Origin of the sequence: Desulfonatronum lacustre DSM 10312 (genome assembly GCF_000519265.1) — a bacterium.
GTDB classification, from domain to species: domain Bacteria; phylum Desulfobacterota; class Desulfovibrionia; order Desulfovibrionales; family Desulfonatronaceae; genus Desulfonatronum; species Desulfonatronum lacustre.
Genome location: NZ_KI912608.1, coordinates 1,522,152 through 1,546,619 on the forward strand (window position 1 = coordinate 1,522,152; position 24,468 = coordinate 1,546,619).

General features: G+C 57.7%; 24 protein-coding genes, 1 other RNA gene and 1 pseudogene. 10 read left to right on the forward strand and 16 right to left on the reverse strand.

Features of this window, described 5'->3' with window-relative positions:
* Positions 1-113 precede the first annotated feature (113 nt).
* Positions 114-1,274 carry an aminotransferase-like domain-containing protein gene (locus DESLA_RS0107190; protein WP_211239041.1) on the reverse strand — a complete coding sequence of 387 codons (1,161 nt, stop codon included), beginning with the start codon at positions 1,272-1,274 and terminating at the stop codon, positions 114-116.
* 164 nt (positions 1,275-1,438) lie between these two features.
* Here DESLA_RS0107190 and DESLA_RS19290 point away from each other — a divergent pair, with 164 nt between their 5' ends.
* Positions 1,439-2,887, forward strand: coding sequence for an aminotransferase-like domain-containing protein (locus DESLA_RS19290; RefSeq protein ID WP_169732605.1), 1,449 nt, complete (start codon positions 1,439-1,441; stop codon positions 2,885-2,887).
* A gap of 203 nt (positions 2,888-3,090) precedes the next feature.
* Here DESLA_RS19290 and DESLA_RS0107200 read toward each other — a convergent pair whose 3' ends face one another.
* On the reverse strand, positions 3,091-4,101 hold the full coding sequence (locus tag DESLA_RS0107200; RefSeq protein ID WP_435050749.1) for a calcium/sodium antiporter: 1,011 nt from the start codon (positions 4,099-4,101) through the stop codon (positions 3,091-3,093).
* A gap of 103 nt (positions 4,102-4,204) precedes the next feature.
* Positions 4,205-4,738 (reverse strand): DUF2087 domain-containing protein, encoded by a 534-nt coding sequence (locus tag DESLA_RS0107205; protein ID WP_028571924.1) that lies wholly within the window; start codon positions 4,736-4,738, stop codon positions 4,205-4,207.
* Between the two features lie 542 nt (positions 4,739-5,280).
* Here DESLA_RS0107205 and DESLA_RS22850 point away from each other — a divergent pair.
* Together DESLA_RS22850 and DESLA_RS22855 are read left to right on the forward strand one after the other, a co-directional pair.
* Positions 5,281-5,505: a hypothetical protein gene (locus tag DESLA_RS22850; protein ID WP_156932901.1), complete on the forward strand. Its 225-nt coding sequence runs from the start codon at positions 5,281-5,283 to the stop codon at positions 5,503-5,505.
* Positions 5,502-5,675 carry a hypothetical protein gene (locus DESLA_RS22855; RefSeq protein WP_156932902.1) on the forward strand — a complete coding sequence of 58 codons (174 nt, stop codon included), beginning with the start codon at positions 5,502-5,504 and terminating at the stop codon, positions 5,673-5,675. The genes DESLA_RS22850 and DESLA_RS22855 overlap by 4 nt, the downstream gene beginning before the upstream one ends.
* Positions 5,676-6,061: 386 nt before the next feature.
* Here DESLA_RS22855 and DESLA_RS0107220 read toward each other — a convergent pair whose 3' ends face one another.
* Together DESLA_RS0107220 and DESLA_RS22335 are read right to left on the reverse strand one after the other, a co-directional pair.
* Positions 6,062-6,415 carry a hypothetical protein gene (locus DESLA_RS0107220; protein ID WP_028571925.1) on the reverse strand — a complete coding sequence of 118 codons (354 nt, stop codon included), beginning with the start codon at positions 6,413-6,415 and terminating at the stop codon, positions 6,062-6,064.
* Between the two features lie 88 nt (positions 6,416-6,503).
* Positions 6,504-6,755 (reverse strand): annotated as a pseudogene (locus tag DESLA_RS22335) (type I restriction-modification system subunit M N-terminal domain-containing protein); the annotation flags it as partial.
* 354 nt (positions 6,756-7,109) lie between these two features.
* On the opposite strand from DESLA_RS22335, the gene DESLA_RS0107230 reads away from it, so the two are divergent.
* Positions 7,110-8,249 carry an ATP-binding protein gene (locus tag DESLA_RS0107230; protein ID WP_028571927.1) on the forward strand — a complete coding sequence of 380 codons (1,140 nt, stop codon included), beginning with the start codon at positions 7,110-7,112 and terminating at the stop codon, positions 8,247-8,249.
* Positions 8,250-8,508: 259 nt separating this feature from the next.
* On the opposite strand, the gene DESLA_RS0107235 is transcribed toward DESLA_RS0107230, so the two are convergent.
* Both DESLA_RS0107235 and DESLA_RS0107240 read right to left on the reverse strand, forming a co-directional pair.
* Complete coding sequence (locus tag DESLA_RS0107235) at positions 8,509-8,742, reverse strand: ribbon-helix-helix protein, CopG family (protein WP_211239042.1); 234 nt, start codon at positions 8,740-8,742, stop codon at positions 8,509-8,511.
* A complete protein-coding gene (locus DESLA_RS0107240; protein WP_211239043.1) occupies positions 8,739-9,149 on the reverse strand; it encodes a PIN domain-containing protein in 411 nt (136 codons plus the stop codon). The genes DESLA_RS0107235 and DESLA_RS0107240 overlap by 4 nt, the downstream gene beginning before the upstream one ends.
* Positions 9,150-9,473: 324 nt before the next feature.
* On the opposite strand from DESLA_RS0107240, the gene DESLA_RS22340 reads away from it, so the two are divergent.
* Positions 9,474-9,905: an Lcl C-terminal domain-containing protein gene (locus DESLA_RS22340; RefSeq protein WP_084031950.1), complete on the forward strand. Its 432-nt coding sequence runs from the start codon at positions 9,474-9,476 to the stop codon at positions 9,903-9,905.
* Positions 9,906-10,196: 291 nt separating this feature from the next.
* On the opposite strand, the gene ssrA is transcribed toward DESLA_RS22340, so the two are convergent.
* Positions 10,197-10,555: a transfer-messenger RNA gene (gene ssrA, locus DESLA_RS22345) on the reverse strand.
* A 202-nt stretch (positions 10,556-10,757) separates the two neighbouring features.
* On the opposite strand from ssrA, the gene DESLA_RS0107245 reads away from it, so the two are divergent.
* The 3 genes from DESLA_RS0107245 to DESLA_RS0107255 all read left to right on the forward strand — a co-directional run bounded on the left by DESLA_RS0107245 (position 10,758) and on the right by DESLA_RS0107255 (position 14,721).
* Complete coding sequence (locus tag DESLA_RS0107245) at positions 10,758-13,016, forward strand: SLC26A/SulP transporter family protein (RefSeq protein WP_028571930.1); 2,259 nt, start codon at positions 10,758-10,760, stop codon at positions 13,014-13,016.
* 110 nt (positions 13,017-13,126) lie between these two features.
* Positions 13,127-14,023 (forward strand): DUF2156 domain-containing protein, encoded by an 897-nt coding sequence (locus tag DESLA_RS0107250; RefSeq protein WP_028571931.1) that lies wholly within the window; start codon positions 13,127-13,129, stop codon positions 14,021-14,023.
* 20 nt (positions 14,024-14,043) lie between these two features.
* The gene (locus DESLA_RS0107255; protein WP_028571932.1) at positions 14,044-14,721 is read left to right on the forward strand and encodes a Crp/Fnr family transcriptional regulator; all 678 of its coding nucleotides are present in this window, start codon (positions 14,044-14,046) and stop codon (positions 14,719-14,721) included.
* A 15-nt stretch (positions 14,722-14,736) separates the two neighbouring features.
* On the opposite strand, the gene DESLA_RS0107260 is transcribed toward DESLA_RS0107255, so the two are convergent.
* From DESLA_RS0107260 to DESLA_RS22350, 4 genes are all read right to left on the reverse strand, one after another.
* Positions 14,737-15,291 carry a WbuC family cupin fold metalloprotein gene (locus DESLA_RS0107260; RefSeq protein WP_028571933.1) on the reverse strand — a complete coding sequence of 185 codons (555 nt, stop codon included), beginning with the start codon at positions 15,289-15,291 and terminating at the stop codon, positions 14,737-14,739.
* The gene (locus tag DESLA_RS19295; protein WP_051434472.1) at positions 15,288-16,580 is read right to left on the reverse strand and encodes a peptidase U32 family protein; all 1,293 of its coding nucleotides are present in this window, start codon (positions 16,578-16,580) and stop codon (positions 15,288-15,290) included. Before DESLA_RS19295 ends, DESLA_RS0107260 begins: the two co-directional genes overlap by 4 nt.
* A 115-nt stretch (positions 16,581-16,695) precedes the next feature.
* Positions 16,696-17,556, reverse strand: a complete 861-nt coding sequence (locus DESLA_RS0107270) for a PHP domain-containing protein (RefSeq protein WP_028571934.1) — start codon at positions 17,554-17,556, stop codon at positions 16,696-16,698.
* A 120-nt stretch (positions 17,557-17,676) separates the two neighbouring features.
* A complete protein-coding gene (locus tag DESLA_RS22350) occupies positions 17,677-17,991 on the reverse strand; it encodes a flagellar protein FlaG (protein ID WP_169732606.1) in 315 nt (104 codons plus the stop codon).
* A 536-nt stretch (positions 17,992-18,527) separates the two neighbouring features.
* Here DESLA_RS22350 and DESLA_RS0107280 point away from each other — a divergent pair.
* On the forward strand, positions 18,528-19,475 hold the full coding sequence (locus DESLA_RS0107280) for a flagellin N-terminal helical domain-containing protein (protein ID WP_028571936.1): 948 nt from the start codon (positions 18,528-18,530) through the stop codon (positions 19,473-19,475).
* Between the two features lie 109 nt (positions 19,476-19,584).
* Here the strand turns inward: DESLA_RS0107280 and rnc are convergent, their stop codons facing one another.
* Positions 19,585-20,286: a ribonuclease III gene (rnc, locus tag DESLA_RS0107285; protein ID WP_028571937.1), complete on the reverse strand. Its 702-nt coding sequence runs from the start codon at positions 20,284-20,286 to the stop codon at positions 19,585-19,587.
* Positions 20,287-20,760: 474 nt separating this feature from the next.
* Here rnc and DESLA_RS0107290 point away from each other — a divergent pair, with 474 nt between their 5' ends.
* A complete protein-coding gene (locus DESLA_RS0107290) occupies positions 20,761-21,825 on the forward strand; it encodes a phosphotransacetylase family protein (RefSeq protein WP_028571938.1) in 1,065 nt (354 codons plus the stop codon).
* A 72-nt stretch (positions 21,826-21,897) separates the two neighbouring features.
* Here the strand turns inward: DESLA_RS0107290 and rnhA are convergent, their stop codons facing one another.
* The 3 genes from rnhA to DESLA_RS0107305 form a co-directional block, all read right to left on the reverse strand.
* The gene (gene rnhA / locus DESLA_RS0107295; protein ID WP_028571939.1) at positions 21,898-22,371 is read right to left on the reverse strand and encodes a ribonuclease HI; all 474 of its coding nucleotides are present in this window, start codon (positions 22,369-22,371) and stop codon (positions 21,898-21,900) included.
* On the reverse strand, positions 22,364-22,948 hold the full coding sequence (locus tag DESLA_RS19300) for a TPM domain-containing protein (protein ID WP_156932903.1): 585 nt from the start codon (positions 22,946-22,948) through the stop codon (positions 22,364-22,366). The genes rnhA and DESLA_RS19300 overlap by 8 nt, the downstream gene beginning before the upstream one ends.
* Positions 22,949-23,014: 66 nt before the next feature.
* Positions 23,015-24,382, reverse strand: coding sequence for a phosphomannomutase/phosphoglucomutase (locus tag DESLA_RS0107305; protein ID WP_035261504.1), 1,368 nt, complete (start codon positions 24,380-24,382; stop codon positions 23,015-23,017).
* Positions 24,383-24,468: the final 86 nt, after the last annotated feature.

Below are 24,468 nucleotides of genomic sequence, written 5' to 3' on the forward strand. Positions count from 1 at the left end.
CAAGCAGGAGGCCGGTTGTGCGGCCTCCTGCTGTTGTTTCGACGCGTTCCGCGCGGGTTGGCTATTTGCGGAGCTGTTCAAACAGGGCCGCGGCTTCGGCAGGCGGTCTTTGCTCAACACTCAGTTGGATCGGAAGCGGTTCGTGCTGCGTCGGCCAGGATGGCGACGGCTTTTTCCAGCGTGGTTTCGTCAGAATTGGTGAAGTTCAGACGCATGGCGTGCGCGCCTTGATCGGGGTCGGCAAAGAAGAATTTTCCGGGGACGAACGCCACGTTTCGAGCAATGGTCTGTTCGTTGAGCTTCTCGGTATCGATCCCGCAAGGCCCTTGCAGCCAGACGAACATGCCCCCCTCGGGCCGTGTCCAGTGGTATCCGTCGGGCATGTGTCGCGAAAGGGCGGCGAGCATGGCGGTCTGTCGGGGGTGGTACAGGTCGATGATGCGCGGCAGGTGGCGCGTCATATGCCCGCCGACGATATACTCGGCGGCCAGCGCCTGACAAAACGTGCTCGTGTGCAGGTCGATTCCCTGTTTCGCCACGACCAGCCATTGTTGTATCGGCTTGGGGGCCGCGCAGTAGCCGATGCGCAAGCCGGGAGAAAAGACTTTCGAAAAGGTGCCGGCGTAGACGACTTTCTCGGGCGCCAGGCTTTTGATCGAAGGCACGTCCGTTCCCTGGTAGCGCAGCGCGCTGTAGGGATCGTCCTCGACCAATACGACATCATATTTGCGGATCAGACGCGCGATCTCCAGGCGTCGAGCAAAAGGAAGCGTACGACCGCTCGGGTTCTGGAACGTGGGCACCAGATAGATGAACTTGATTTTGGTGCGTTGCAGTGTTTCTTCAAGCGCTTCAGGGATCAAGCCTTCATCGTCGCTTTCCATGGTCACGAACCGGGGTGCGTAGGGCCGGAAAGCCTGCAGCGCACCCAGATAGGTCGGCGATTCGACCGCTATCGCATCACCCTCCGAAATCAGGATCATCCCGATCATGTCCAGCAAGCCCTGGGAACCGCTGGTCACCAGGATGTCGTCGGCATCAGCGTCGATGTGCATTGTTTTGAGCAGGACGCTCAAGTTTTCGCGCAGCGGTCCGAAGCCCTCGGTGGTTCCGTACTGCAGGGCCGACGCGCCGTAGCGGGACAAGACCGCTTCCGTCAACCGAGGCATCAGATGGATCGGAAAACTCTCCGGAGCCGGAATGCCGCCGGCCAGGGAGATCATCCCCGGCTGGGAGACCACCTTGAGGATCTCGCGAATGGCGCTGGCGGTCATATGACGGGTACGCTCGGCAAATACTAACATCATCTTTCCCTGCCTTTATTGAATAGGTTCCGGGTGTGTCGAAATATGTTGCGGAACCATAGCTTGTTCAGATAAACAGGGGCAGATACAAAAAATCATAAATAAATGCAGTACAGATGGAATGGGAGCAAGCTGTGCCGGAATTTCGCTATCTGACGCTGGCAGATGAAATCGAACACAGCATCCGCTGCGGGACCTATCACGCCGGCGAACGGCTGCCCTCAATTCGAAAGTGGCGCGCCAAAACGCAGCTGAGCATTTCCACCATCTGCCAGGCTTTGCTCGAACTGGAGCGGCGCGGCATGATCGCCTCTCGCCCCAAATCCGGGTACTTCATCCGACCGCTACGCGAGCAGATCCTGCCGCCGCCGCAGACACGCCAGACGGAAACCAAACCCGGCAGCGTGACCATCAACAATTTGGCGTTCGCCATCCTGGAAGCGATGGGCGATCCGGAGATCCTGCAACTGGGGGGATCGGTGATGTCGCCCGAGCTGATGCCGGGCAAAGCCCTGGCCCGATGCGTGAAATCCGTCTCCCAGGACCGTTTGGCAGGTTTGATCGCGGTCTACGAACACCCCATGGGGCACCTGGGATTGAGGCGATGCCTGGCGCAATGCTATACGGCCCTGGTCAACGGTATTCAGGCCGAAGACATCCTGATCACCAACGGGTGTTTCGAAGCAGTGGCCACCTGCCTGCGGGCGGTGGCCGAAAAAGGGGACGTCATCGTCGTTGAATCGCCGACATTCCCCTGGTACCTGCAACTGATCGAGGATTTGGGCATGCTGGCCCTGGAGATTCCTACGGATCCCACCGATGGAATTGATCTTTCGGCCCTGAAATCGGCGCTGGACCACAACTCCGTAAAAGCCGCCGTCTTCAACAGCAATTTCCAGAATCCACTGGGGTTCGTGCCGCCGGACGACAAAAAACGCGCGCTGGTGCGTCTGTTCAACGAGCGGCAAATCCCCATTATCGAGGATGACATTTACGGGGAACTCTACTTTGGCCGGTCGCGACCGTCGACCTTGAAGTCCTTCGACACCAGGGGACTGGTGCTCTACTGCAGCTCGTTCTCCAAGACTCTGGCCCCGGGCCTACGCGTGGGCTGGTGCATGCCGGGCCGATTTCTGGAAAAAGTGCGGCGTCTGAAACTGTACCTTTCCATCTCGTCGCCGACCCTCACCCAGGAAGCGGTCTACCGCTATCTGAGTCAAGACGTCTTTGAACGACATCTGCGCAAGCTGCGGACCAAGCTGCAGCGCCAGATGGCCGACATGACTCTCGCCGTGGCGCGCCATTTCCCAAAGGGAACCCGCATCTCCGCGCCGCAAGGGGGCCTGACCATCTGGGTGCAGCTCGACAGAAGGGTCGACAGCCTCGAACTCTTCCGCCGGGCGTTGAAAACCGGCATCGCCGTTCTGCCCGGCATCATCTGCGCCAACACCGATGCCTACCGCCACTGCATCCGCATCAGTTGCGGACTGCCTTTCGATGAATATCTCGACAACGGCGTGCGCAACCTGGGAACGATCATCGCGGAAACCATCAGCGTGAAGCCCGCATCCGTCGGTTCATGACAACCAGCAATAAGGCTGAAAAGACCTGTGGCCGAAAGCCTCGGAGCAGATGCATCCGATTTCCTGGTCAAACCCTTTGATGGGAAGGCTCTCAGCTTCGATCAAGCAAAACTCGCGAAATCGGTATTTGGATCTCAACCGCGACAACTTCGTATCCGGATTTCGGACGCCGGTTCGGTCCCCAAAACAAGAATCGAACCGCACTATGCCTGCTGGCTGAAAATCGTATTCACCAGGTAGGCCGTATAGCCCACGTAACAGGCCAGCAGCACCGCGCCTTCGATGCGGTTTATACGACCCTGCCCCCGCCGCCGGAACCCGTAGCCGATAACGAACAGCGACAGGGTCAGCGCGGCCATGACCAGCATGTCCCGATTGAAGACTTCCGGACCCACCGCCAGCGGATGAATCGCGCCGGCGATCCCCACCACGGCCAGGGTGTTGAACAGGTTGGACCCCAGGATGTTGCCGAGAGCGATATCATGTTCGCCCTTCCCGGCTGCAATGAGTGACGAAGCCAGTTCCGGCAGCGAGGTGCCCACCGCGACGATGGTCAGGCCGATGATCAGGTCGCTGACTCCGAATCCATGAGCGATCTCCACCGCGCCCCAGACCAGGACGCGGGAGCTGACAATCAGCAGCACCAGCCCGACAACAAGCCGGAAGACGGCCCGGCGGAGTGGCATGGCGCTGACTTCAAGCTCCTGCTCCATCTCACTTCCCAACGAATCCTCTTTTTTTCGCAGCCCCTGCCAAATCGTCCAGGTCATCAGCCCACCGAATACCGCAAGCAGCACAACCGCATCGAACCGGGTGATCTCTCCATCCCAAATCTGCCATGCGGCCAGGGCGGTCACGATGGTGAGAGTGGGCAGTTGCTTGCGCAAGACCTGCGAATGGACGGCAATGGGGCTGATGAGAGCCGTGAGCCCCAGAATCAGAGCGATATTGGTGATATTCGAGCCATAGGCATTGCCAAGCGCAATCCCCGGGTTGCCCTGCGAGGCAGCCAGTGCCGAAACCACCATCTCCGGCGCGGAGGTGCCGAAACCGACGATCACCATGCCGATCAACAGCGGCGGCATGCCGAAATGGCGGGCGGTGGAGGCCGAGCCCTCCACAAAACGGTTGGCGCTCCAAAGCAGAAGCGCCAAGCCGGAAACTACAGCGAGTATGGCTGGCATCAACGAACCAAGCCCTCCGGTTCCTTTCAATGTCGAATCCAGGGGCCCGCAACAGGAGAGGGTATCATTGATCAAGCAGGAGGCCGGTTGTGCGGCCTCCTGCTGTTGTTTCGACGCGTTCCGCGCGGGTTGGCTATTTGCGGAGCTGTTCAAACAGGGCCGCGGCTTCGGCAGGAGGTCTTTGCTCGATCCGTGTATACACCCGGCCGTCCGGGGTGCGGGTCACCAACCTCCGATCCACGAGTTCGCGCCTGAGCAGGGCGTGGTCGCCGAAGCAGTGGCGCTCCTGCAGCCAGTCGCTGATCTCCCGCTCGGTCATGGAGGTCCTGGCCGGAAAGCGCGACCAGAGCGCCCACAGGCAGAACATGCGAAGGGTGAACTTCTTGGGCCAGCGGACGAGGCGCCCGTTGTCGTCGAACAGGCGCACCAGTTGCTTGACGAGCCGGTAGTCGACCTCGGCCTGGACAGGAGGAAAGGTTTGCAGGCTCGTGCCGGCCTCGTGCCGGGCCTTGAAGTGCTGGAAGTTGCGAAAGCCCCCAGCCCTGGCGAGCAGGTTCAGCATCTCCACGTGGCTCGGAGAACGTTCCAAACCGTCCAGGGACTTGCGCACAGAGCGGGCGAACGCACCAATGTCGTTCACCCCGAAAGGCAATGGATTTTTTGACATGACATCCTCGCTGACGCGCCTTGCTCAACGTCTTGAGTGCCGGTGGTCGCCGACTTCCGACTCGGCGCGCTGCATAGGTGTCGAGTTTTTGGAAGGATGGATGGCGGGTTTAGCTCCCCAAAAGGGGCGGCGACGCCTGGGTGAACCGCCGACCAGTGGGGAGAAGTACACCCATCCACCATGCCACGCAAGAGCAGGGCCGAACAGGCAATCATATGGGACGATGCCGCCGACGAAGCTCTTGATATGTACTTCAAACGTCGCAACTCCTGATAGACGAACGTTTCCAGAATCCTCCCGAACAGTGAACGGTCCGCCCACAGCGCATCCCCGCTCAAACCCAGCAGTGCGCAGGACAGGCCCAACTTGTCGTCTGATTGTCGATATCCTCATTGGTGGCTATGAATGGGCAACGAAGGGGAGTGTGACCTTACTGCAGAGCCTTTCTCATCATCGAGTTCGAATCAAGTTGACATGGATATGACTCAGAGTACATCAAGCCGAAAAGGGATTGATCCTCACATGCGACAAACACGAGGAATATGACAAAAGCAGAGAGACCGAACGGGTCAGAGAAAAAAATCATCATTATCGCAGGCCCCAATGGAGCGGGAAAGGGTGGCCACAATATTCCGGAAGCTATAATCCGTCGTCGTTATGAAGCAGGCTGGCGGTATTTTCGCGATTTATACCGTGACCGCGTAGACTTCTGGCAGTTTTTTGATCATTCCAGAGATGTGCCGGTCTTGTTGGAGGAAAAAATATGACGGAGCAACAAGCCCCTCGGGACCAGGATATGCTGCATACGGCTGCAGCACTGAAACGGGCTGCGAAAAAAGCTCGTGAACTGGCGCTGCGGACACAAACCCCTTTGGTTGTCTATCGTGACGGCAAGGTGGAAAAACAGATGATTGTTCGGGAGGAGCCGCCATCATGAGAAGGCAATCGGGGGATTGGTCAGGTCTGAAGTTCCTTTGACACCGGCAGGAGAGGCAATAGGGGACATCCTTGGTAAGAAAGTCAAGGGGGAAGACGGAGTTTCCCCGATCATCCCGGGTTGAGTAAACCGCGTGGTAGGGGTCAGGTCTTGTAATTTAATATTTTGACAACACGAGGCGCGTTGGTGCGCTTGTCGGCAGGCAAGTCGCGGCGGGCGGGACGGCGAGGGCGCTGCGCCGTATCGTCGGGCAAACGGCTCGTCAATGTCCTCCTCATGGCCATTCCTCCAAACATTACGCAGGCGTCAGGATGCGCAGCGAGCCGGGGTGCAACTCGCCACAGCCAACAATCCCGCGCATTATGCGTAACCGCCTCAACGGACTGCTAACGTCCATAGCCCGCCCCCGTTACGGATTGATCGGCCTGTTGTTGATATGTCACGCCGAAGATGGTGTCGCCCAGCCATTTCTTGAACGACGGGTTGTCGCTGAACTGTTTGAACAGTTCGGTGTGGTCGGACAAGAGGTCGATCATGACGCGTTGCAGCGCGGCGTCGTGTTCGATCCGGGCGGTCTTCTTGTCGTTGTTCTTCATGGCGTTCTGGTAGGCCGAATCCGCGGCTACCTTGGCCGGGATCTCCTCGGCGATGACCTTGCGGATCTTGTCGCCGTCCTTCCAATCGATATTGCCGAACTGGTCGTTGAACGTCTTGATGATGTTGCTCAGTTGGTCCAGCACCGGTTCCGGCTTGCGGCTTGAGCAGCAGGTCGGCCTTGAGCTGCTGCTGCCTGGCGCGGTTTTTCAGGTCGCGCAGCGTAAATGGCGAGACGTTGTAAAAGGCCTCGCCGGAAGCCTGGCAAAGCGCGGCGTGTTGGTTGGCGATTCCGGCTCCGTCGAGCTGTTTCTTCATGCCGAGGACTTTTTCCTTGCTCGGCTCCAAAAGCGCGTCGAGACGGCGGATGACCGTCATCGGCAGGATCACGTCACGGTACTTGCCGCGCACATAGACATCGCGCAACACGTCGTCGGCGATGCCCCAGATAAAATTCACGATGCTGTTATGGATCACATGGTTCATGGCCCGTCGTTGCTCCTTCGGGTTTTTTGAACAGCCTGCAGAATCTGGCTTTTCAACACACTGTCATGCTCCACGGACGCTTTGCTTGTTGCCACGTTCGCCAGAGGCGAAACGGGAGAGACTGGACGAATCTCTCCCAGGCTAAAAATTTTCTCATTTACAAAGGGATTACGCACGAAGTCAAACGATTTTGCCGATTTGAGCCAAATATACTCGAAACCACTCGACAAACCAGAAGAACTAAGCGACAGGTTCGATATGGTTGACAGGACGCGATACGGCGCTCCTGGATTCCCCATTTGACTTTTTCATTGAAAAATCATACTTGCACTATGAAATTTCAAGGATAACTAGATGATCCAGCGAACCACTGATTCCCAGCGACTGGAACAGATGATGGCGTTGTTTCCTGTCTCCGCCATTCTCGGGGCCCGCCAATGCGGCAAAACGACGCTGGCGAGGACCTTCGCTTCCGACCACTTCTTTGATCTCGAGAATCCCCGCCATCTTGCGCGCCTCGAGACACCGCAACTCACGCTTGAAGGGTTGAAGGGGCTGATCGTGATCGACGAAATCCAACGTCGGCCGAATCTATTCCCTCTGCTCCGCGTCCTTGTCGATTACCAAACCGATCAGCGATACCTGATCCTGGGCAGCGCATCACGTGATCTGATGCAGCAGAGCAGTGAAAGCCTTGCGGGCCGGATCGGGTACTATCATCTTGGGGGATTCCAACTTCAGGATGTTGATGACATGGAAACCCTTTGGCTGCGAGGAGGATACCCTCGGGCCTTTCTCGCTCCGGGTGACCATGAGGCCTTCCTCTGGATCGAACACTATGTCTCCACCTTTCTGGAGCGCGACATCCCGCAACTGGGCATCTCCATCCCCGCACCGACATTGCGCCGTTTCTGGACCATGATCAGCCACTACCACGGCCAGGAACTCAATTACTCCGAACTGGCCCGGTCCTTCGGCATTTCCGATATGACCGTGCGCAAGTATCTGGAGATTCTTGCCGGAACGTTCATGGTCCGTCTTCTTGCACCATGGAGCGAGAACCTTTCCAAACGCCTTGTGAAACGACCAAAGATCTACCTGCGGGATTCGGGACTGTTCCATGGCTTCATGACGATTTTCTCCCATGAACAGTTGCACACGCACCCAAAGCTAGGCGCTTCCTGGGAAGGATTCGCCCTTGAAAACATTGCTTTCGCCCTGAACAAGCGGAACGAGGAGCTTTTCTTCTACCGCACCCACGGGGGAACCGAACTCGATCTCTTCTGGCAGCATGGAGGGCGGAACTGGGGGATTGAGTTCAAGTATGCGGATGCTCCTGGAAGGACCAAAAGCCTGACCACCGCTATGAAGGACCTGAACTTGTCTCATGCCTGGATTATCTACCCGGGGAGAGAATCCTATTCCCTGGCCAAGGACATCACCGTGTGCTCCTTCAAGGACATCCCGGTTCCCTGGAAGTATCCGGATCTTTAGCAGTCCGTTGAAAGGGTGAGCATTCCCGGCTATCTGATCATCGGTGATGGGAGTGGCGTCAATGTCATGGACTGTGGGGGAGGGTCTCTTTCGATCGGACAGAGTTGGACCGCACCGACACAGTCACGCCCGATATGCGACAGCAGATCAAAGCTGTTGTCCGAGGGGTCAGGTCTTGCATTTTATATTTGACAACACGAGGCGCGTTGGTGCTTGTCGGCAGGCAAGTCGCGGCGGGCGGGACAGCGAGGCAGGCGCGCTATGCACCTGCCTGATTATCCTCGGCGTCCAGCCGCTCCAGAATCTCCAGCGCCCGGTTCACATCACCCGTCGCCGCCAAGGCCCGAAAATGGTTTTCCGTATCCCAGGCCGCCAGCGCATGCGCGCTCAACTCCTCAATCAGCTTGTTCGTGCTCAAGCCACGGCTCTTGGCAAGCGCCTTCAGGCGCTGCGCCGTATCGTCGGGCAAACGGATCGTCAATGTACTGCTCATGGCCATTCCTCCAAACATTGCGCGGGCGTCAGGATGCGCAGCGAGCCGAGGCGCAACTCGCCACAGCCAACATCCCGCACATTATGCGTAACAATCGCCTCGGCATTAGCCGCCAAGGCCAACTCGATCAGGTGATTGTCGGCCTCGTCCGGCAAGCTTGGCCGCCAGCCGTAATAAATTGTGACCCAACGGCCGCGTTGCGCCAGAGCCGCCAAAACCCCAAGACGCTCCGTCGCCGAAGTTGCGTCGCCCCACACCGGGCGATCCAGCAAAACGCGATACTCAAGCCACAGCGCGTTGCCGAACAAAGGCTCATAACGCCCCGTCAACGCACGTCGCAACACCTCACGCGAAGCGCCCCGTGCCGAACGCAAACCCGCCACGAAAACATTCGTGTCAATCACCATGGGAATCATGGTGACAGCATAATGCCATCAACTTGTATTGCAAGGAGATCGAGGAAGTTGTCACTGCCAACAAATTTTGCGCAACCAAAGTTGTCGAAGCGAATTGGTGTTTTGACAAGACATTGAAATTATATTGTTTCTATTATGGCATAAAATGTGCTAGATATGCTTTTAAAGCAATCACAAGTAAACGAATAAGGGGGGAAGTTCTGAGAAAAAATGTAGAACGAAGGTGGTGAGTTGTTGAGAACTTTTTTATTTCGGATTTTTTGGAATACTCAAATAGTGTACGAAAAATCTATTAACCAATAAAAGGGAATTATTATGAAAACAATGTCCAGGAATATCTTTGGAACAGCGGCAGTGGCGCTCATTTTCTGTCTGGCAATGCTGTTTATCTCTTCCACATCTTTTGCCGAGCAGTGCGTGGACAACGGAGATGGAACCGTGACGGACAACAATATAGGGCTTATGTGGCAACAAGGTCTATCTGCTGGTGAATGGACTCGTGCAATGCATACTGCTGATATTAAAATTGGTGGTCATTCTGACTGGCGACTACCAAGCAAAGGAGAATTAATCAATCTTTACAATTCAGCTTGTAAATCTATGATGGTTGTAAGAAATGAAGGTTATTGGTCATCTGCGCCATATAAAAATGCTTCTGCATGGGTCATTGATTTCAGCAATGGCAGCATGCGCTATGAAATGGCTTATAAATATCATTTTATACGATATGTTCGTAATGCACGCTAACTCATCAAATATTAATATGCTCAACATGCGCATATTTTCACGAAGACAACTGATACTCATGTAAAAATAAAAAACACACAATTCTTCATAAAAAAGCCTGTCGAATAACAGACAGGCTTTTTTGTAATCCAAATTTCAACAAACGCAGGAACAGAAATTTTGTATTTGAACTTTTGCAGCGACGCAGCACTTGGGATTATCAACGGACTGCTAACCAGCTGGTAATTTCACGGAAAAAAGAAAACCCATCCCCCCGCATGACGCGGAGTGATGGGTTGGCTTTTGGTGAGATGGTGGAGGCGGGGGGAATCGAACCCCCGTCCGAGAACGGTCCGCCAGCGACGTCTACAGGCTTAGGACAGGTTTAAGTTCTCGCCTTGGGGAGTGCCCCTGTCCGGGCGGCCCCGCGGCCAGTTCGTCTGTGTCTCGCTTTGACTCCCGACGAACAAAGGAATCAACGCCAGCCTGAAGTGTCGTCGCTTCTATCGGCTTACCAGGCGATGGGCCGGAGAAACGCTGGCTGTCTTAAGCAGCCAGGGCGTATTCGTGATCGTTGGCAGTTGAATGCCTGCTGCGTGTTTTACGAGGCCTCGCAGCACCTCGGCCTGCAGCCGTGGTTTCATCATCCCCGTCGAAACCAGGGCGCCCCCGAAAGGGAAACAATACTATAGTGATCGCCGTGGATTTAGCAAGGGGAAGAATGGAGACTCGAAAACCACGCCGTGATGATCCACCAGGCGCAGCCTTGCGCAATCCGTGATTCGGGCCTAATTACACGTTCATGCGGCTCTAACGAGTTTTTCAAGCCAAAGACCGCACTCCTCAGCCCACAACCTCTTTACGTCGCATCCAATGGCCAAACCATCGTTCTTACCAAGGGATATTCTAACTGACCTGGGATCGCCCAAGGCCCTGGCCGGCATCAGCATCGGGCTGGTCATCAGCCTGATGGCGATCGTGATCCAAATTTCCTTGGCCGCGATGATCTTTTCCGGCCCATTGGAATCCCACGCCCAGCGCGGCATGGGGTTGACTCTGGCCGGGGGCGCGGTGCTGCTCGCGGTAACGGCCCTGTTCAGCGGTTTTCGTCCCAACGTCAACCTGCCGCAAGATGCTCCGGTGGCCATATTTACCGGAGCGGCGGCGGGGATCGCCGCCACCTTGGGCGCGGGACACACGGAAGAGGCCTTCATCACCGTGGTGGCGGCCCTGATGCTTTCCACCCTGGCCACGGCCGCCTTTTTCTTCCTGGCCGCGAAAAAAAGGCTGGCCGACTACGTTCGGTTCATCCCTTACCCGGTGGTGGCCGGCTTTCTCGCCGGGACCGGATGGCTGCTGACCAAGGGCAGCCTGGAGGTGATGACCGGAATCTCCCTGTCGTGGAACGCCCTGCCGTCCTTGTTGTCCCGAGATATCCTCCCGTTTTGGACGCCTGGGGTCGTCTACGCCGGGCTGCTGTTTTTTGGCCTGCGCCGCTGGTCTCACTTCCTGATCCTCCCCGGTTCCATGGTCGTCGCCTTGGTTCTCTACCATGCGGCCCTCCCGCTCCTCGGCCTGGACATGGCCCAAGCCCGGGAACTCGGACTGTTGTTCGCGTCCTTCTCCTCGACCAATATCTGGCCTCCATTCGCCCCGATGGATCTGCAACATGTCCAGTGGGCCGCGCTTGTCCGAGAAATTCCCACCTTGGCCGTCATCCCGTTCATCGCCCTACTCGGTCTGTTGTTGAACACCGGAGGCATCGAGTTGGCCGCCCGTCGCGATCTGGACCTGAACCGGGAGCTGCTGGTCAGCAGCGGGGGCAACGCCCTGGCCGCCCTGACGGGATCCCATGCCGGGTACAGCGCGTTAAGCCTGTCCATGCTCGGTTTCAAAACCGGCGCGGATACACGCATCGTCGGACTGACCGCAGCGCTGGTCCTGACCGGGACGCTGCTCTTCGGCGGGCAGGTCCTGACCATTTTTCCCAAGGCCCTTCTGGGCGGCTTCCTGCTTCTGATCGGGTTGTTCTTCATATCCGACTGGATCGTGGATACCCGAAAGCGGATGCCTCGGGCGGACTACGCCGTGGTGCTCGCCGTCTTCGCGTCCATCGGCGTTTTCGGCTACCTCCATGGCGTCTTGCTGGGCCTTTTGGCCACGGTGGCCCTGTTCACGGCAAAAATCAGCCGCATCCCGGCCATCACGGCCGACTCCACGGTCGCCCGGAGCCGCAGCCGCAAGTCCCGGCCGATTCCTCACCAGCACCTGTTGAGCGTTCATGGGCACGGCGCCCGCCTGTTCAAACTCAACGGCTTTCTCTTTTTCGGCTCGGTGAACTCCTTGACCACGTCCGTCATGCAAGCATTGCACGATGACGCCACGCACTCCATTCTCGTTGATTTCCGGGATGTTTCCGGGTTCGACGTCTCCGCTGTCAACAATTTCGTCCGCTTGGCTCAACGAATGTCCTCCCGGAACGTCGCCTTCCTTCTCGCCGCCCCGCCGGACCTGTTCACGGACCTGCTCAGGCAAATCGGCGGGGAGGAACTGACCCGGTCATACAGAATCTTTCCCGACGCCAACGCGGCGTTGGAATGGTGCGAGGACGACATCATCCACTCCGCTCACGCCGCCATGACCGAACAATCGGATCAGGCCAAGCGCGACCGGGACGAACTCTTCGACACCGTGGCGGACGATCTGTTGTCTGAATTGGACCGTCAGGAACGAATCGAAAACCTGCTCGACACGATCGGCCCATACCTCGAATCTCGAAACTTCGCGCCGGGCCAAACGCTCCTCAACCAAGGCGATCTTGGTCCGGGAATGATGTTCGTGCGCCAAGGCGCGGTCCTGGAGCGAATTACGGACGCTTCGGGAAGCAGCAGCACGTTGCGGACTCTGGGACCGGGCACCTTTTTCAGCGAACCCGCCGCCTACGGCCCCTGGCGTTCTCCCCACGGCTACCAAGCCGAGTCCGCCGCACAAATCGCTCTGCTTACCCCGAAGGCGTTTCTGGAACTGGAAACAATCGCTCCCGAAGCGGCCCGGACAATCCATCGCCTGGTGGTCGCCGCTCTGGTCGCCACCCTCGGCACGGATATCCGGCCCCAGGAGTGGAAGCCCTGACACGCAAAATCGCAACGCGCCCAACTTCGACGTTATCCCGCTCTTTCAGCCGACCGCTCCAAACCATAACCGCCAACGTGCTCATGACGAAACACAAACCCGAGTCCACCATGCCGCTTGAATTTCAGCAGATCACATTGCAAGCCCAGGAGCGCTACCTGGCTCTCCTGGACCGCTGTCCGCAAAAAACGTCGGACCTCAGTTTTGCCAATATTTTCGGATGGGCCGAGGAATACGGCCTGGAATGGTGGTTTGACGAGAATCTCGTCTGGCTGCGCCAACAAAACCCGGAGCCGTTGCTCTGGGCCCCCGTGGGACCCTGGAACGACGTGGACTGGGCCGCCCTCTGGCCGCGTCTGGCCAACGCCTCGTTTCATCGCGTTCCCGAGGAACTGACGGAAATATGGCGCAAGACGTTCGATGAAAAGATGATTTCGAGCGAGGCACGAGGGCAGTGGGACTATGTCTATTCCATCCCGGAACTGATTGAGCTCAAGGGCAATCGCTTTCACAAGAAAAAAAATCTGCTCCACCAGTTTCAGCGCAACTACCGAGCCGTCTACCATCCCCTGGACATGGACTGCGTGGAACGGGTGCTGGAGATGCAGTCCAACTGGTGCACCTGGAAGGAATGCGTCGACTCCGACGCTTTGGAAGCCGAAAACACGGCCATCGAGCGCGTGCTCAAGGAGTGGGACCGGATTCCGGGACTAATGGGCGGGGCTTTGGAGGTGGAAGGCGAGATCGTCGCGTATACCGTGGCCGAAGCGTTGACCGCCGACACCGTGGTCATTCACTTCGAAAAGGGCAATACGAGGTTCAAGGGCGTCTACCAGGCCATCAACAACCTGTTCCTGGCCGACGCGGCGAGCGGATTCGAATACGTCAACCGCGAGCAGGACCTGGACGACGAGGGCCTGCGCAAAGCCAAACTCTCCTACAATCCGATCCGCTTTCTGAAAAAATACGGAGTCCGCTTCGTCGGCGCGGAACAGTCGGCTTCATGAACATCAAGGGGATAAGCGCCATGCCTGACGACACCACCTCATTGCTCAGCCAAAGCCCGGTTTTCCAAGGACTTCCCGAGAGCCAGATTCAGGCTTTGGCCAGAATTGCCGAGCCCATAACCTATCGTCCCGGTGATCTGATCTTTTCGGAAGGCGATGACGCCGCGGGCTTTTTTCTCGTCGTTTCCGGACAGGTGAAGATCTATAAAATGTCCTTCGAGGGCAAGGAGCAGGTGCTCCACTTTGTCGGACCGGGTGAAATTTTTGCCGAAGTGCCGGTCTATTCCGGCGGCGCCTACCCGGCCAACGCGGACGCTCTGCGGGAAACCCGCACGCTTTTTTTCCCGAGGCGGGCCATCCGCCGCCTCCTGGCCAACGACCCGAACCTGGCCATGATCATGCTGGCCGATCTGTCCAGGCGGCTGCGACAGTTGACCAAGCTGGTGGAAAGTTTGTCCCTCAAGGAAAGTCCCGCCAGACTGGCCGCCTACCTGCTGCATGCCGGCGAGGAACTGACGCACGCGGACCAGGTGGAGTTGGACGTGACCAAAGGCCAGTTGGCCACCCTGCTGGGCACCACTCCGGAAACCCTCTCCCGGACCCTCAAAAAAATGTCGGAAACCGGATTGATCGCGGTTCAGGGCCGGACCATCAAGCTGTTGAATAAAACAGGTCTGGAGCAGATGGCCACAAGTTGATCGCGACCGTCTTTCTCACTCAAGTCCCCAAGCGATTCTGAAGCGCCGTTCCAGCCCACGCAGATAGTCGCCCGCAGCGTCGCTGTCCGCCGCCGGGGTCCAAGGCGCGAAATCCTTGTCCGTCACCGGAGAATAAGGTCCGGGTTTGACCTCATACAGCACGGTGTCCGGTTCCAGGGCCAGGATGGTGTGCCAGACGCCGGGCCGGACGTCGGCTATCAGATCCCCCCGCTCCTGATCCAACAGAATATACTCCTCCGATATATCCGCTCCGTGTTCCGCGAACAGCACGATGCCCGCCACACCTTGCAGAATCACGAACCCTTCGGACTTGGGCGGATCGAGATGGCGGTGGGGTCTGGCGTAGGTTCCGGGTTGCAAGGCATTGAGCATCCGGTGCAGAGGATCGGCATCGCCCGCATGCAGGACATGGATTTCGCGCAGACGGGCGCTTTGGGCCGCGTCTTCGGCCTTTTGCTCCAGGATGTGCCGCCCGATGGCTTGAAAGCGATCATGCCCGGAGATCGTGGCCAGGGACGACAGGCGGGCTAGGGCAACCCGGGTGGTCATCGCGGCTGCTTCCTGGTCCGATCTTGGATTTGGCGCAGAAAGATATCCGAACCGCATTCCGGATGCTCACAGCACAGCACCACCCGTTGCCCGGGATGCGCCAAGCACATCGCGTCTCCCCGCTCATTCTCCAGACCGTACTCTCCGGGCCGCAGCACCGGCCGACGCAAGCCAGGCAGGACCAATTCCACGGGGCCGGTCGCTTCCCAACGATCCAGAACCTGCGTCGTCCAGCGTCCGGGTCCATCCTGCCGTAGCAAATGTCCGACCATGGTCATGTCGCCGCCGCACTCCCAACGCTTGGCCGTCATGGCCGGAGCGCCGGGCAGGAAAAAGCCCGAATCCATGGGCCGGTGCAACGCGGCCCCGAGTTCTCGCAGGTAACGGTCCGGGCTATAACTCCCTCGGCCCAAATCCTCCAAAGCCGTACGGTACACGTCGCAGGTCAGCGCAACATACGCCGCGGAACGCATCCGGCCCTCGATCTTCAGGGCATTGACGCCGTTGCGTTGGAGCCAGGGCAAATATTTGACCAGACACAGATCACGGGGGCTGAAAAAAGCCGTGAAGTCCTCCCCCTCCAGCACTTCCCACAAGACATCTCCGGGCCGAAGCTGCTCTTCCACGGTCAAAGCCAGTGCGCGCGGCCTGTAAGCGAAACGGCAGGGCTGGGTGCAGCCGCCCTTGTTCGCCGAACGGGCGTTCAGGTGGGCGCTGAGGGAGCAGCGTCCGGACAGGGCCAGACACATGGCTCCGTGCACGAACATTTCCAGCTCCATGCCCGGTGCTCTCTCGGACACGGCCCGCCGTACACCGCGAATATCCTTCAGGGTCAGCTCCCTAGCCAGATTGACGCGCTTGGCCCCCAAATCCCGCCAGAACCCTACAGCCGCACTGTTGCCGGTATTGGCCTGGGTGCTGACGTGCAGGGGCATGTCCGGCAAAAACTTCCGGGCCAGGGCGAAAACCCCGGGGTCGGCCACGATCAGTCCGTCAACGCGGCTGTCGTGGGGCATACAGCCAAGCATTTCCAGAGTGTTCCGGACCGAATCCAGGTCGGCCTCCAGAGGAAAAGCGTTCAGACAATAATAAACCCGAACGTCTGCGATCCGGGCAAGTTCCACTGCCTGGGCCAAGACCTCTTGGCCAAAGCCTCCGGCACCGGCCCGGAGGTTCAGGGTCGGACCGCCCAGGTAAACGGCGTCCGCGCCGTAACGCAGCGCGACCTTTAGCTTGGAGAGGTTCCCCGCGGGGGCCAACAGTTCCGGACGGAACGGGGATGATGACATGGATGCAAGGAGGAAGGATTGTCAGGAAGCCGCAAGAACAATGTACCGGAAAAAGTTTCCGTGCCCAAATGCAGACGGGGTGATGACCGGACAGAGGACGGGAACTGAACGACCGCTAAACGGGCAGACCCAGCTTGACTCGGTGTTCCTTCATGGTCGCCAGCAGGGAAGCGGGGACACACAACTCGCCGAAACCAGTGCCCAGCCGAACATTCGGCTTGACCGCGCCGTGGAAGTCGGAACCGCCGGTGACCAGAAAGTCCATGTCCCGCGCAATATCGAGATAAAGCCGTGTCTGGTCCGGCCGATGCAGCGTATAGATGGCCTCAATGCCGTCCAGTCCAAATTCCTTGAGCTGCTTCAACACGCCGCGCAGATCCGCCCCCTTCAGCCCGAGCAGGAACGGATGGGCCAGCACCACGGTCGCGCCCACGGATTTCAAGAGTTCGATGGCCCGGCGGGGACCAAGTTTTTCCTTGGGAACGTAGGCTTTGCCCTCGGAACCGAGGTAGTCCTTGAAGGCGTCGCTCAGCTCTCGAACGTAGCCTTTGGCATGCATAACCTGGGCAATGTGCGGACGGCCCACGGCATCCCCACCGGATACGGCCAGAACGTCGTCGTAGGAAATATCCATGCCCAGGGCCTTAAGCTTGGCCATGATCAGATGGTTGCGCTCATGCCGACGGTCCCGCAAAAAGCGCAACGTCTCGCTCAGCTTGCTGGGTCCGACGGGGATCCAGTAGCCCAGGATATGCATGTTGCCGTTCTGGGAAACCACGCTCAACTCGCACCCGGGAATAAATTCCACTCCCACGGCTTCGGCCGCAGCGGCGGCCTCCTTGAGACCGCCGGTGGTGTCGTGGTCGGTCAGGGCAATGGCTTCCAGATCAGCGTTCTTTGCCGCCTGAATCAATTCCGTGGGCGACAGGGTGCCGTCCGAGGCCGTTGAATGAGTATGCAGGTCGATTCCGGGCATGGATTTTTCCTTATCCTATTCCCGGAGTCCCTACAAGGAAGAACCGTCCAGTCCGAAAGGTCGAAGCAACACGAAATCGACGTTCGAGCCTTCACCGGCACCAAGTTTCAAATGGACGCCCTAAAGCGATCTGTCCACGATCAAGCCGGCCATTTCCTCAATGGACTCGGCCAGCCGAATGATTTCATCCGGAGGAAAACGCCGCAGGACTTCCTTGGTTTTCGGATCAAACACCTCCACCTGAAGCCGCTCGCTCTTGTCCGCGACCTTCAGGCGAACATTCAGTCCGGTTCCCTTCAGATGCTCTTCAGCCACATCCATGGCCTCCATCAAGGCGCTTCTTCCTTTCCGGCGAGCATCATCGCCCTTCTGCTCATCGCGACCCTTGTCATGGTTGAGTGCGCCGAGCTTGTCGCTTTCAGGCACGTTCAACACATGTGCAACGCCAAGGTCGCCCGGCACATATGACCGAGTCTCAAGAGTATTATCCACACGCATGGCTGTATCCTCACATTATATCCTCAAAGGTCGGAAAGAGGCTGTCCAGTCAACCGGGGCGCCAAAAACACCATCTTCCCTTTACCTTTCTTATCGGCCATTGCTCGAAAATCTTTAGCGGGCTCTCGACAAGCCTCAAAAGCGACATGGGATCAAACGAGTTCTTCCCGGCATGCAAGATTTTCAGCCTATTGTCATGACAATGACACGGGAAGACCCCTAGGAAGTGATAACCGCCAGAAGCACAAAAAAACAACCTAACAATCTAAAATAAAACAGTAAAAATTACCACTCCCACCTTTATCATCAGCGCTGGCAAGAAAAACAAACCGTTAGCGCAAACATGTCGCAAGAAGAGCTCTTAGCTCGCAACATAAAAATATAACACTCAGAAAAAAAACAACTAAACATAGTTGGCACTCCCCTTGCTAAAAGCTAGACATCACGATGTCACCCTTTTAGGAGGTTCAGCTATGTCCCTGACAATCAACAACAATTTAATGGCACAGAACGCCGCCAGGAATCTGTCCGCAGCCTACGGCAGACTCGGGACGTCCACGGAGCGGCTTTCTTCGGGATTGCGCATCAACAGCGCCGCGGACGACGCCGCCGGGCTGGCCATCCGTGAACTGATGCGAGCGGAGATTTCCTCCATGCGCCAAGGCATTCGCAACGCCAACGACGCCATTTCCATGATCCAGACCGCGGACGGCGCCCTGGCCGTCATCGACGAGAAGCTGATCAGGATGAAGGAACTGGCCACCCAGGCGGCCACCGGCACCTACAACTCCGACCAGCGCCTGATTATCGACTCGGAATATCAGGCCATGGCCTCGGAAATCACCCGAATCGCCAATGCAACGAAGTTCAATGGCATTTACCTGCTGAACGGCAATCTTTCCACAGGCTCTGGAAACCCAGCGGACTGGGGCGGAGATCATAACGGTGCCGGCCTTATCTCCAGTGGTCCTTTGAAAATTCACTTCGGGCCATCCAACAACAGCGCCGAGGACTACTACTACATTGCCATCGGTAACTCCACGGCATCCGCTCTCGGGGTCGGCAATGCGGCAAACCGAAACTATCGAAGCGCTTCCACCCTTGAAGGAAGGGCAGGTTTTTCCATCTCCACCCAAGAGGGAGCTCAGCTCGCCCTCGACGCCCTGGAAAACGCCATCCTTTCCAAGGACAATATTCGCGCCAGTCTTGGTGCCTTGCAGAATCGCCTGGCCAACACCATCACCAACCTGTCCATCCAGGCCGAAAACCTGCAGGCCGCGGAGTCTCGGATTTCCGACGCGGACGTGGCCTTGGAAATGACCGAATTCGTCCGCAACCAGATCATCACCCAGGCGGCGGTGGCCATGCTGGCTCAGGCCAACTCCCTGCCTCGAATGGCCATGCAGCTCATCAGCGGCTAACCTCGAGCAACCGCTTGAGCCGCATCGGCGAATTGGAATCCCTTGACATCGCTGACCTCCTGAAAAACTTCAGCCCCCGAGACGTGCGTCTCGGGGGCTGAAGTGAGGCTCATGACACGGGGTCACCTTGTTTGAGGAATACCATGGCTTGGCGGGCGGCATTCTGCTCGGCCTTTTTGACGCTGCTGCCCGAATCCCGAAACTCCTCGCCAGTGGGCAATTTAAGCAGGATATGAAACGTTCGCTCGTGCTCCGGCCCTGAACTTCCCTCCAAAACATATACCGGACGGTCCCGGCAATGTTGCTGGGTCAACTCTTGGAGCTTCGTCTTGTGATCCTTTTCCACGGGCAATTCCATCTGCCTGGGCCACAGTCCGACGAACCGCTCCAGAGCCCACTGCTTGGCCACCGCATATCCCCCATCCAGAAAAATCGCTCCAAGAAGCGCCTCAAAGGCGTCGCTGAGCAGCGATTGACGCTGTCGCCCTCCCTGGTTCTCTTCACCATGCCCCAGCAAAAGGACTCGGTCGATCTTCAGCTTCCGGCTCAACCCCGCTAAAACACCTTCATTCACCAGCATGGCCCGGAACGTAGTCAACTGGCCCTCGTTGGCCTCCGGATAGCGAACATACAATTCCTCGGTAATGCTCAGCTCCAGAACCGCGTCCCCCAGAAATTCCAGACGCTCGTTGCTCTGGCCTCTTCCGGGCGACTCGTTTGCATAAGAACTGTGCGTCAGGGCCTCGTTCAATAATTTGACATCACCAAACGCATACCGAATACGCGCCTGCACCTGCTCAATGTCATCCATTTTCACCTCTCAGTCGTGAATGAAAAATGTCGCAATCCCAACCGTCTCTTTCCATCAACGCACCCGACCTCCTTATGCCCCCCTTTTCAGCGTTCAGCTCAGAGCCTGTCTTCCGCCTTCTGACTCCTGACTCCTGACTCCTGACTCCTGACTCCTGACTCCTGACTCCTGACTCCTGACTCCTGACTCCTGACTCCTGACTCCCGCTATCAAGGAAAAAAATGCCCGGTCAAGAGCTTCGAACCGCGTCACCCTCTTGCACCTCAAGCCCGCTCAGAGCCTTTCAAAACCTTTCGTCGAGAAGAACGCGCCTTTTATCTAGGTTGAAGGAGACTTTCTCGAAAAATATTGCGATTGCTCGTGGGCAGGCGTAGTGTACGCCTTCTTCGCCGAACATCTAAAAAACATCTTTCGGCATTTCACGCTAGGCATCATCTTCCTACACGATTACGAACGTACGCAAGGAGGCATCCTATGGTCGGTATTTATGTGGGCTCGACGTCAGGCTATTCAGGAAAAAACCTGATAGCCATGGGGCTTGGTCTCAAATTTCAAAAAGACGGCCTGAACGTCGGCTACATCAAGCCTGTGGGCGCCGTACCCGTGGAAAAAGACGGCAAAATGGGAGACGAAGACGCGTTCTTTGTTCAGGACGTGCTGGGACTGAAGGAAGACCCCGAAGTCGTCACCCCCGTACTGGTCACCGAGGAGTTCAAGACCAAGGCCTTCGGCGGCCTGACCCACGACCTGATGGGCGACATCAAACGCAGCTACGAAGCCGTCAGCAAGGGCAAGGACGTAACCATCGTCGCCGGCTCCGGGAGCATGTATTCCGGCAAATACTGCAACGTGGACGCCGTGGAAGTCGTACGCACCCTGGGCATCAAATCCATCGTCATCGACCGCTGCTCCAAGGAACTGAACTACGACTACCTGGTGGTGCTCAAGGACGCCCTGGGCGATCAATTTATCGGAACGATTCTCAACGACATTCCCGCGGACTACATGGACGAGGTCAAAAACCGGCTGACGCCTTTCCTGGAACGCAGCGGAGTGAAGGTCCTCGGCATTTTGCCCCGGGATCCGCTGCTCGGCGCGGTCCAGGTGGGCGAACTGGCCCAACGGCTCGGTGGACGAGTGGTCACGGCCAAGGACAAGGCCGACCGCGTCGTGGAGAATTTCCTGATCGGCAGTATGCAGGTCGAAAACTTCATGACCCACTTCCGCAAGAACAAAAACACCGCCATCATCATGGGCGGCGACCGCTCCGACGTTCAGTTGGTGGCCCTGGAAGGGGAATGCCCGTGTCTGATCCTGACCGGGAACATCTATCCCAACGATATCATCCTGACCCGGGCCGAGGTCAAGGGAATCCCGATCATCATCGTCCGCGACGACACCTTCACCATGTCCAAGAAGATGGACGCCATTCTCTCCCGCCTGAAACTGCGCGACTTGGTCAAAATCCAGCAAGGCGCCCAGGTGGTCAGCAACAACGTGGACATCCCCTACATCAAGGAACAACTCGGATTGAAATAGTTTTCCGAACCGAATCACGCAAAAAAGGCGTCCCGAACCGGGACGCCTTTTTTGTTGCCCAGCGCCGCGACGCTATCGTACGTACCCGGCGTCCTTGGACAGATTTTTCCCTTGCGCGGCGGCACTGGCCAGTCTATCGCAACACTCGTTTTCCGGGTTTCCAGAATGGCCGCGAACCCAGTGAAAACTTACGTCATGCGTCTGAAGCAAGGCATCCATACGCAGCCAAAGGTCCTGGTTCTTGACCGCCTTCTTGTCCGCGGTCCGCCAGCCGTTGCGTTTCCACTTGGCCAACCACCCTTTTTCAACGGCGTCATGAATGTATTTGGAATCCGTATAGAGTTCCACCACCGACCGGTCCCGCAGAAGGCTCAAGGCCTCAATCACGGCCAGCATCTCCATCCGGTTGTTGGTGGTCAATCCGTAGCCGCCCGACAACTCCCGGCGTTCCCGGTCAGCGAGCACCACCGCGCCCCATCCTCCCGGTCCGGGATTTCCCAGGCACGCGCCGTCGGTATATATTCTCGTCACTTTATCCTCACTCATTGAAGGGTCCTTCGTCGCGCACGACGCCCCGGTACGAACCGCTCCCCTGAGGGCGATCGTCCGCGCCGTGATGATATTCGCCCAATTCGTCCTCCGGGCTGTTCAGGGCGTTCCAAATCAAGCTCAGCGCCTCTCCCAGCCCGCGTTGCCAATTGCCGCTCGCCCAGTATGGGACGAAATGCTCCTCGCGCAAGTACCTGGTAAACCCCTGCCCCAGAGCTCGTTCCACAATGGGCGGCAAGACCACCTGAAAGGTCTCGCCTTCGGGATCAAGGCCGATATGGATGGTCTTGGCGTCCACCGACGGCGGCGTCAACCCGTCCGCGGACACCACCAGCCGCAAGTCCAGCCCGAATGACGATTTCAGGGCCCGAGACAAATCGCGAACGGATTGTTTTTGCGCATCGGTCAGCATGCCGCCGTGATCCACGACCACTTGATGTGCATCCAGCATCTCAATGGTGCGCTGGTTGTGGTTCCAGAACAGCCAGATCACGCCCATGAACACGAAGATCATGCCTAAAGCCCGCAACAGCCCCTCCCAGGGCGCGGCATTTCGTTTTACTCCGAACGGCATCTCAGGACCTCGCGGCTGAAATCTTGAAGTTCAAGAAGCAGTGAACCCAAGCGGCTCACGCTGGCCTCACCCGCCCAACTCGGCGATCCATCGCTCCAGGGGCTCTTCCACCAGAGCGCGGATTTCCTTCAAGCGAGCCTCGGATTCAGCCTCGAAACGCAAGACCAGGATGGGTTGGGTGTTGGAAGCGCGCAGCAGCCCCCAACCGTCGGGAAATACGATGCGCGCGCCGTCCACGTCCACCACGTCGAAACGATCCCGGAAAAAGGCCTGGGCCCGCTCCACGATTTGAAACTTGATTTCTTCGGGACAATCCATGCGGATTTCAGGAGTGGAGAAGATGGGCGGCCATTCATCGAGATAGGTGCTCAGCGGCTTGGCCGGATTTTGGCCGATGATCTCCACCAGACGCATCGCGGCGTACAACGCGTCGTCGAACCCGTAATATCTGTCCGCGAAAAACATATGCCCGCTCATCTCTCCGGCCAGAGCCGCCCCGGTTTCCTGCATCTTGGCTTTGATCAGAGAATGGCCGGTCTGTCCCATAATCGGCTTGCCGCCGTGATCGGCGATGTCCTGAAACATCAGGTGCGAGCATTTTACCTCGCCGATCACGGTAGCCCCGGGCCGATCCTGGAGCACGTGACGGGCAAAGACGGCCAGGAGACGGTCGCCGTAAATCATCCGGCCCTGTTCGTCCAAGGCCCCGATCCGGTCCGCGTCACCGTCCAGCCCGATGCCCGCCTGGGCCCCGACTTCCAGAACCTTGGCCCTGAGATCATCGTTGTTTTCGTCACGGGTCGGGTCCGGATGATGATTCGGAAAATTCCCGTCCGGCTCGCAGTACAATTCCACCACGTCCGCGCCGATCCGGCGCAGCAGTTCGGCGCAAATCTCCCCACCGGCCCCGTTGCCTCCGTCCACGACGACCCGGACCGGGGCTGGGAGTTGGACCTGGGCGGAAAGTTCCTCCAGGTACGCCGGAACCACATCATGCTCGGAAGCGATCCCCTGCCCGGAACTGAACTCGCCGCGAGCCATGATTTCATAAACTTCCCGGACATCCTCGGAATGAATCGTTCCCGCTCCGGACCAGACTTTGAACCCGTTGAATTCAGGCGGATTATGGCTGGCCGTGATCATCACCCCTGCCTGGCGGTTGAACTTCTTTACCGCGTAGTAAAACAGCGGCGTGGGAACCATGTTGATAAACAGCACGTCCACGCCCGTAGACAGGAGTCCTTTAATCATCGCGGTTTGATAACCGGGAGAGCTGTGTCGGCAATCGTGACCGACAACGGCCTGATGCTGGCCTCTCCTGAGGAAAAACGTCCCGCACGCCTTTCCCAACACTTCCACCCACGCCTCGTCGAAATCACGATCCACGACACCACGGATGTCGTAGGCTCGAAATATTTCCCGTTTGATCAGCATCACCTCAGCTCCTCGGAAAAGTTCAATGGTTCACGGTTCAACGGATTACTGCCGGAGCAAATGACCTTTAGGCGGATTTTCGCTTC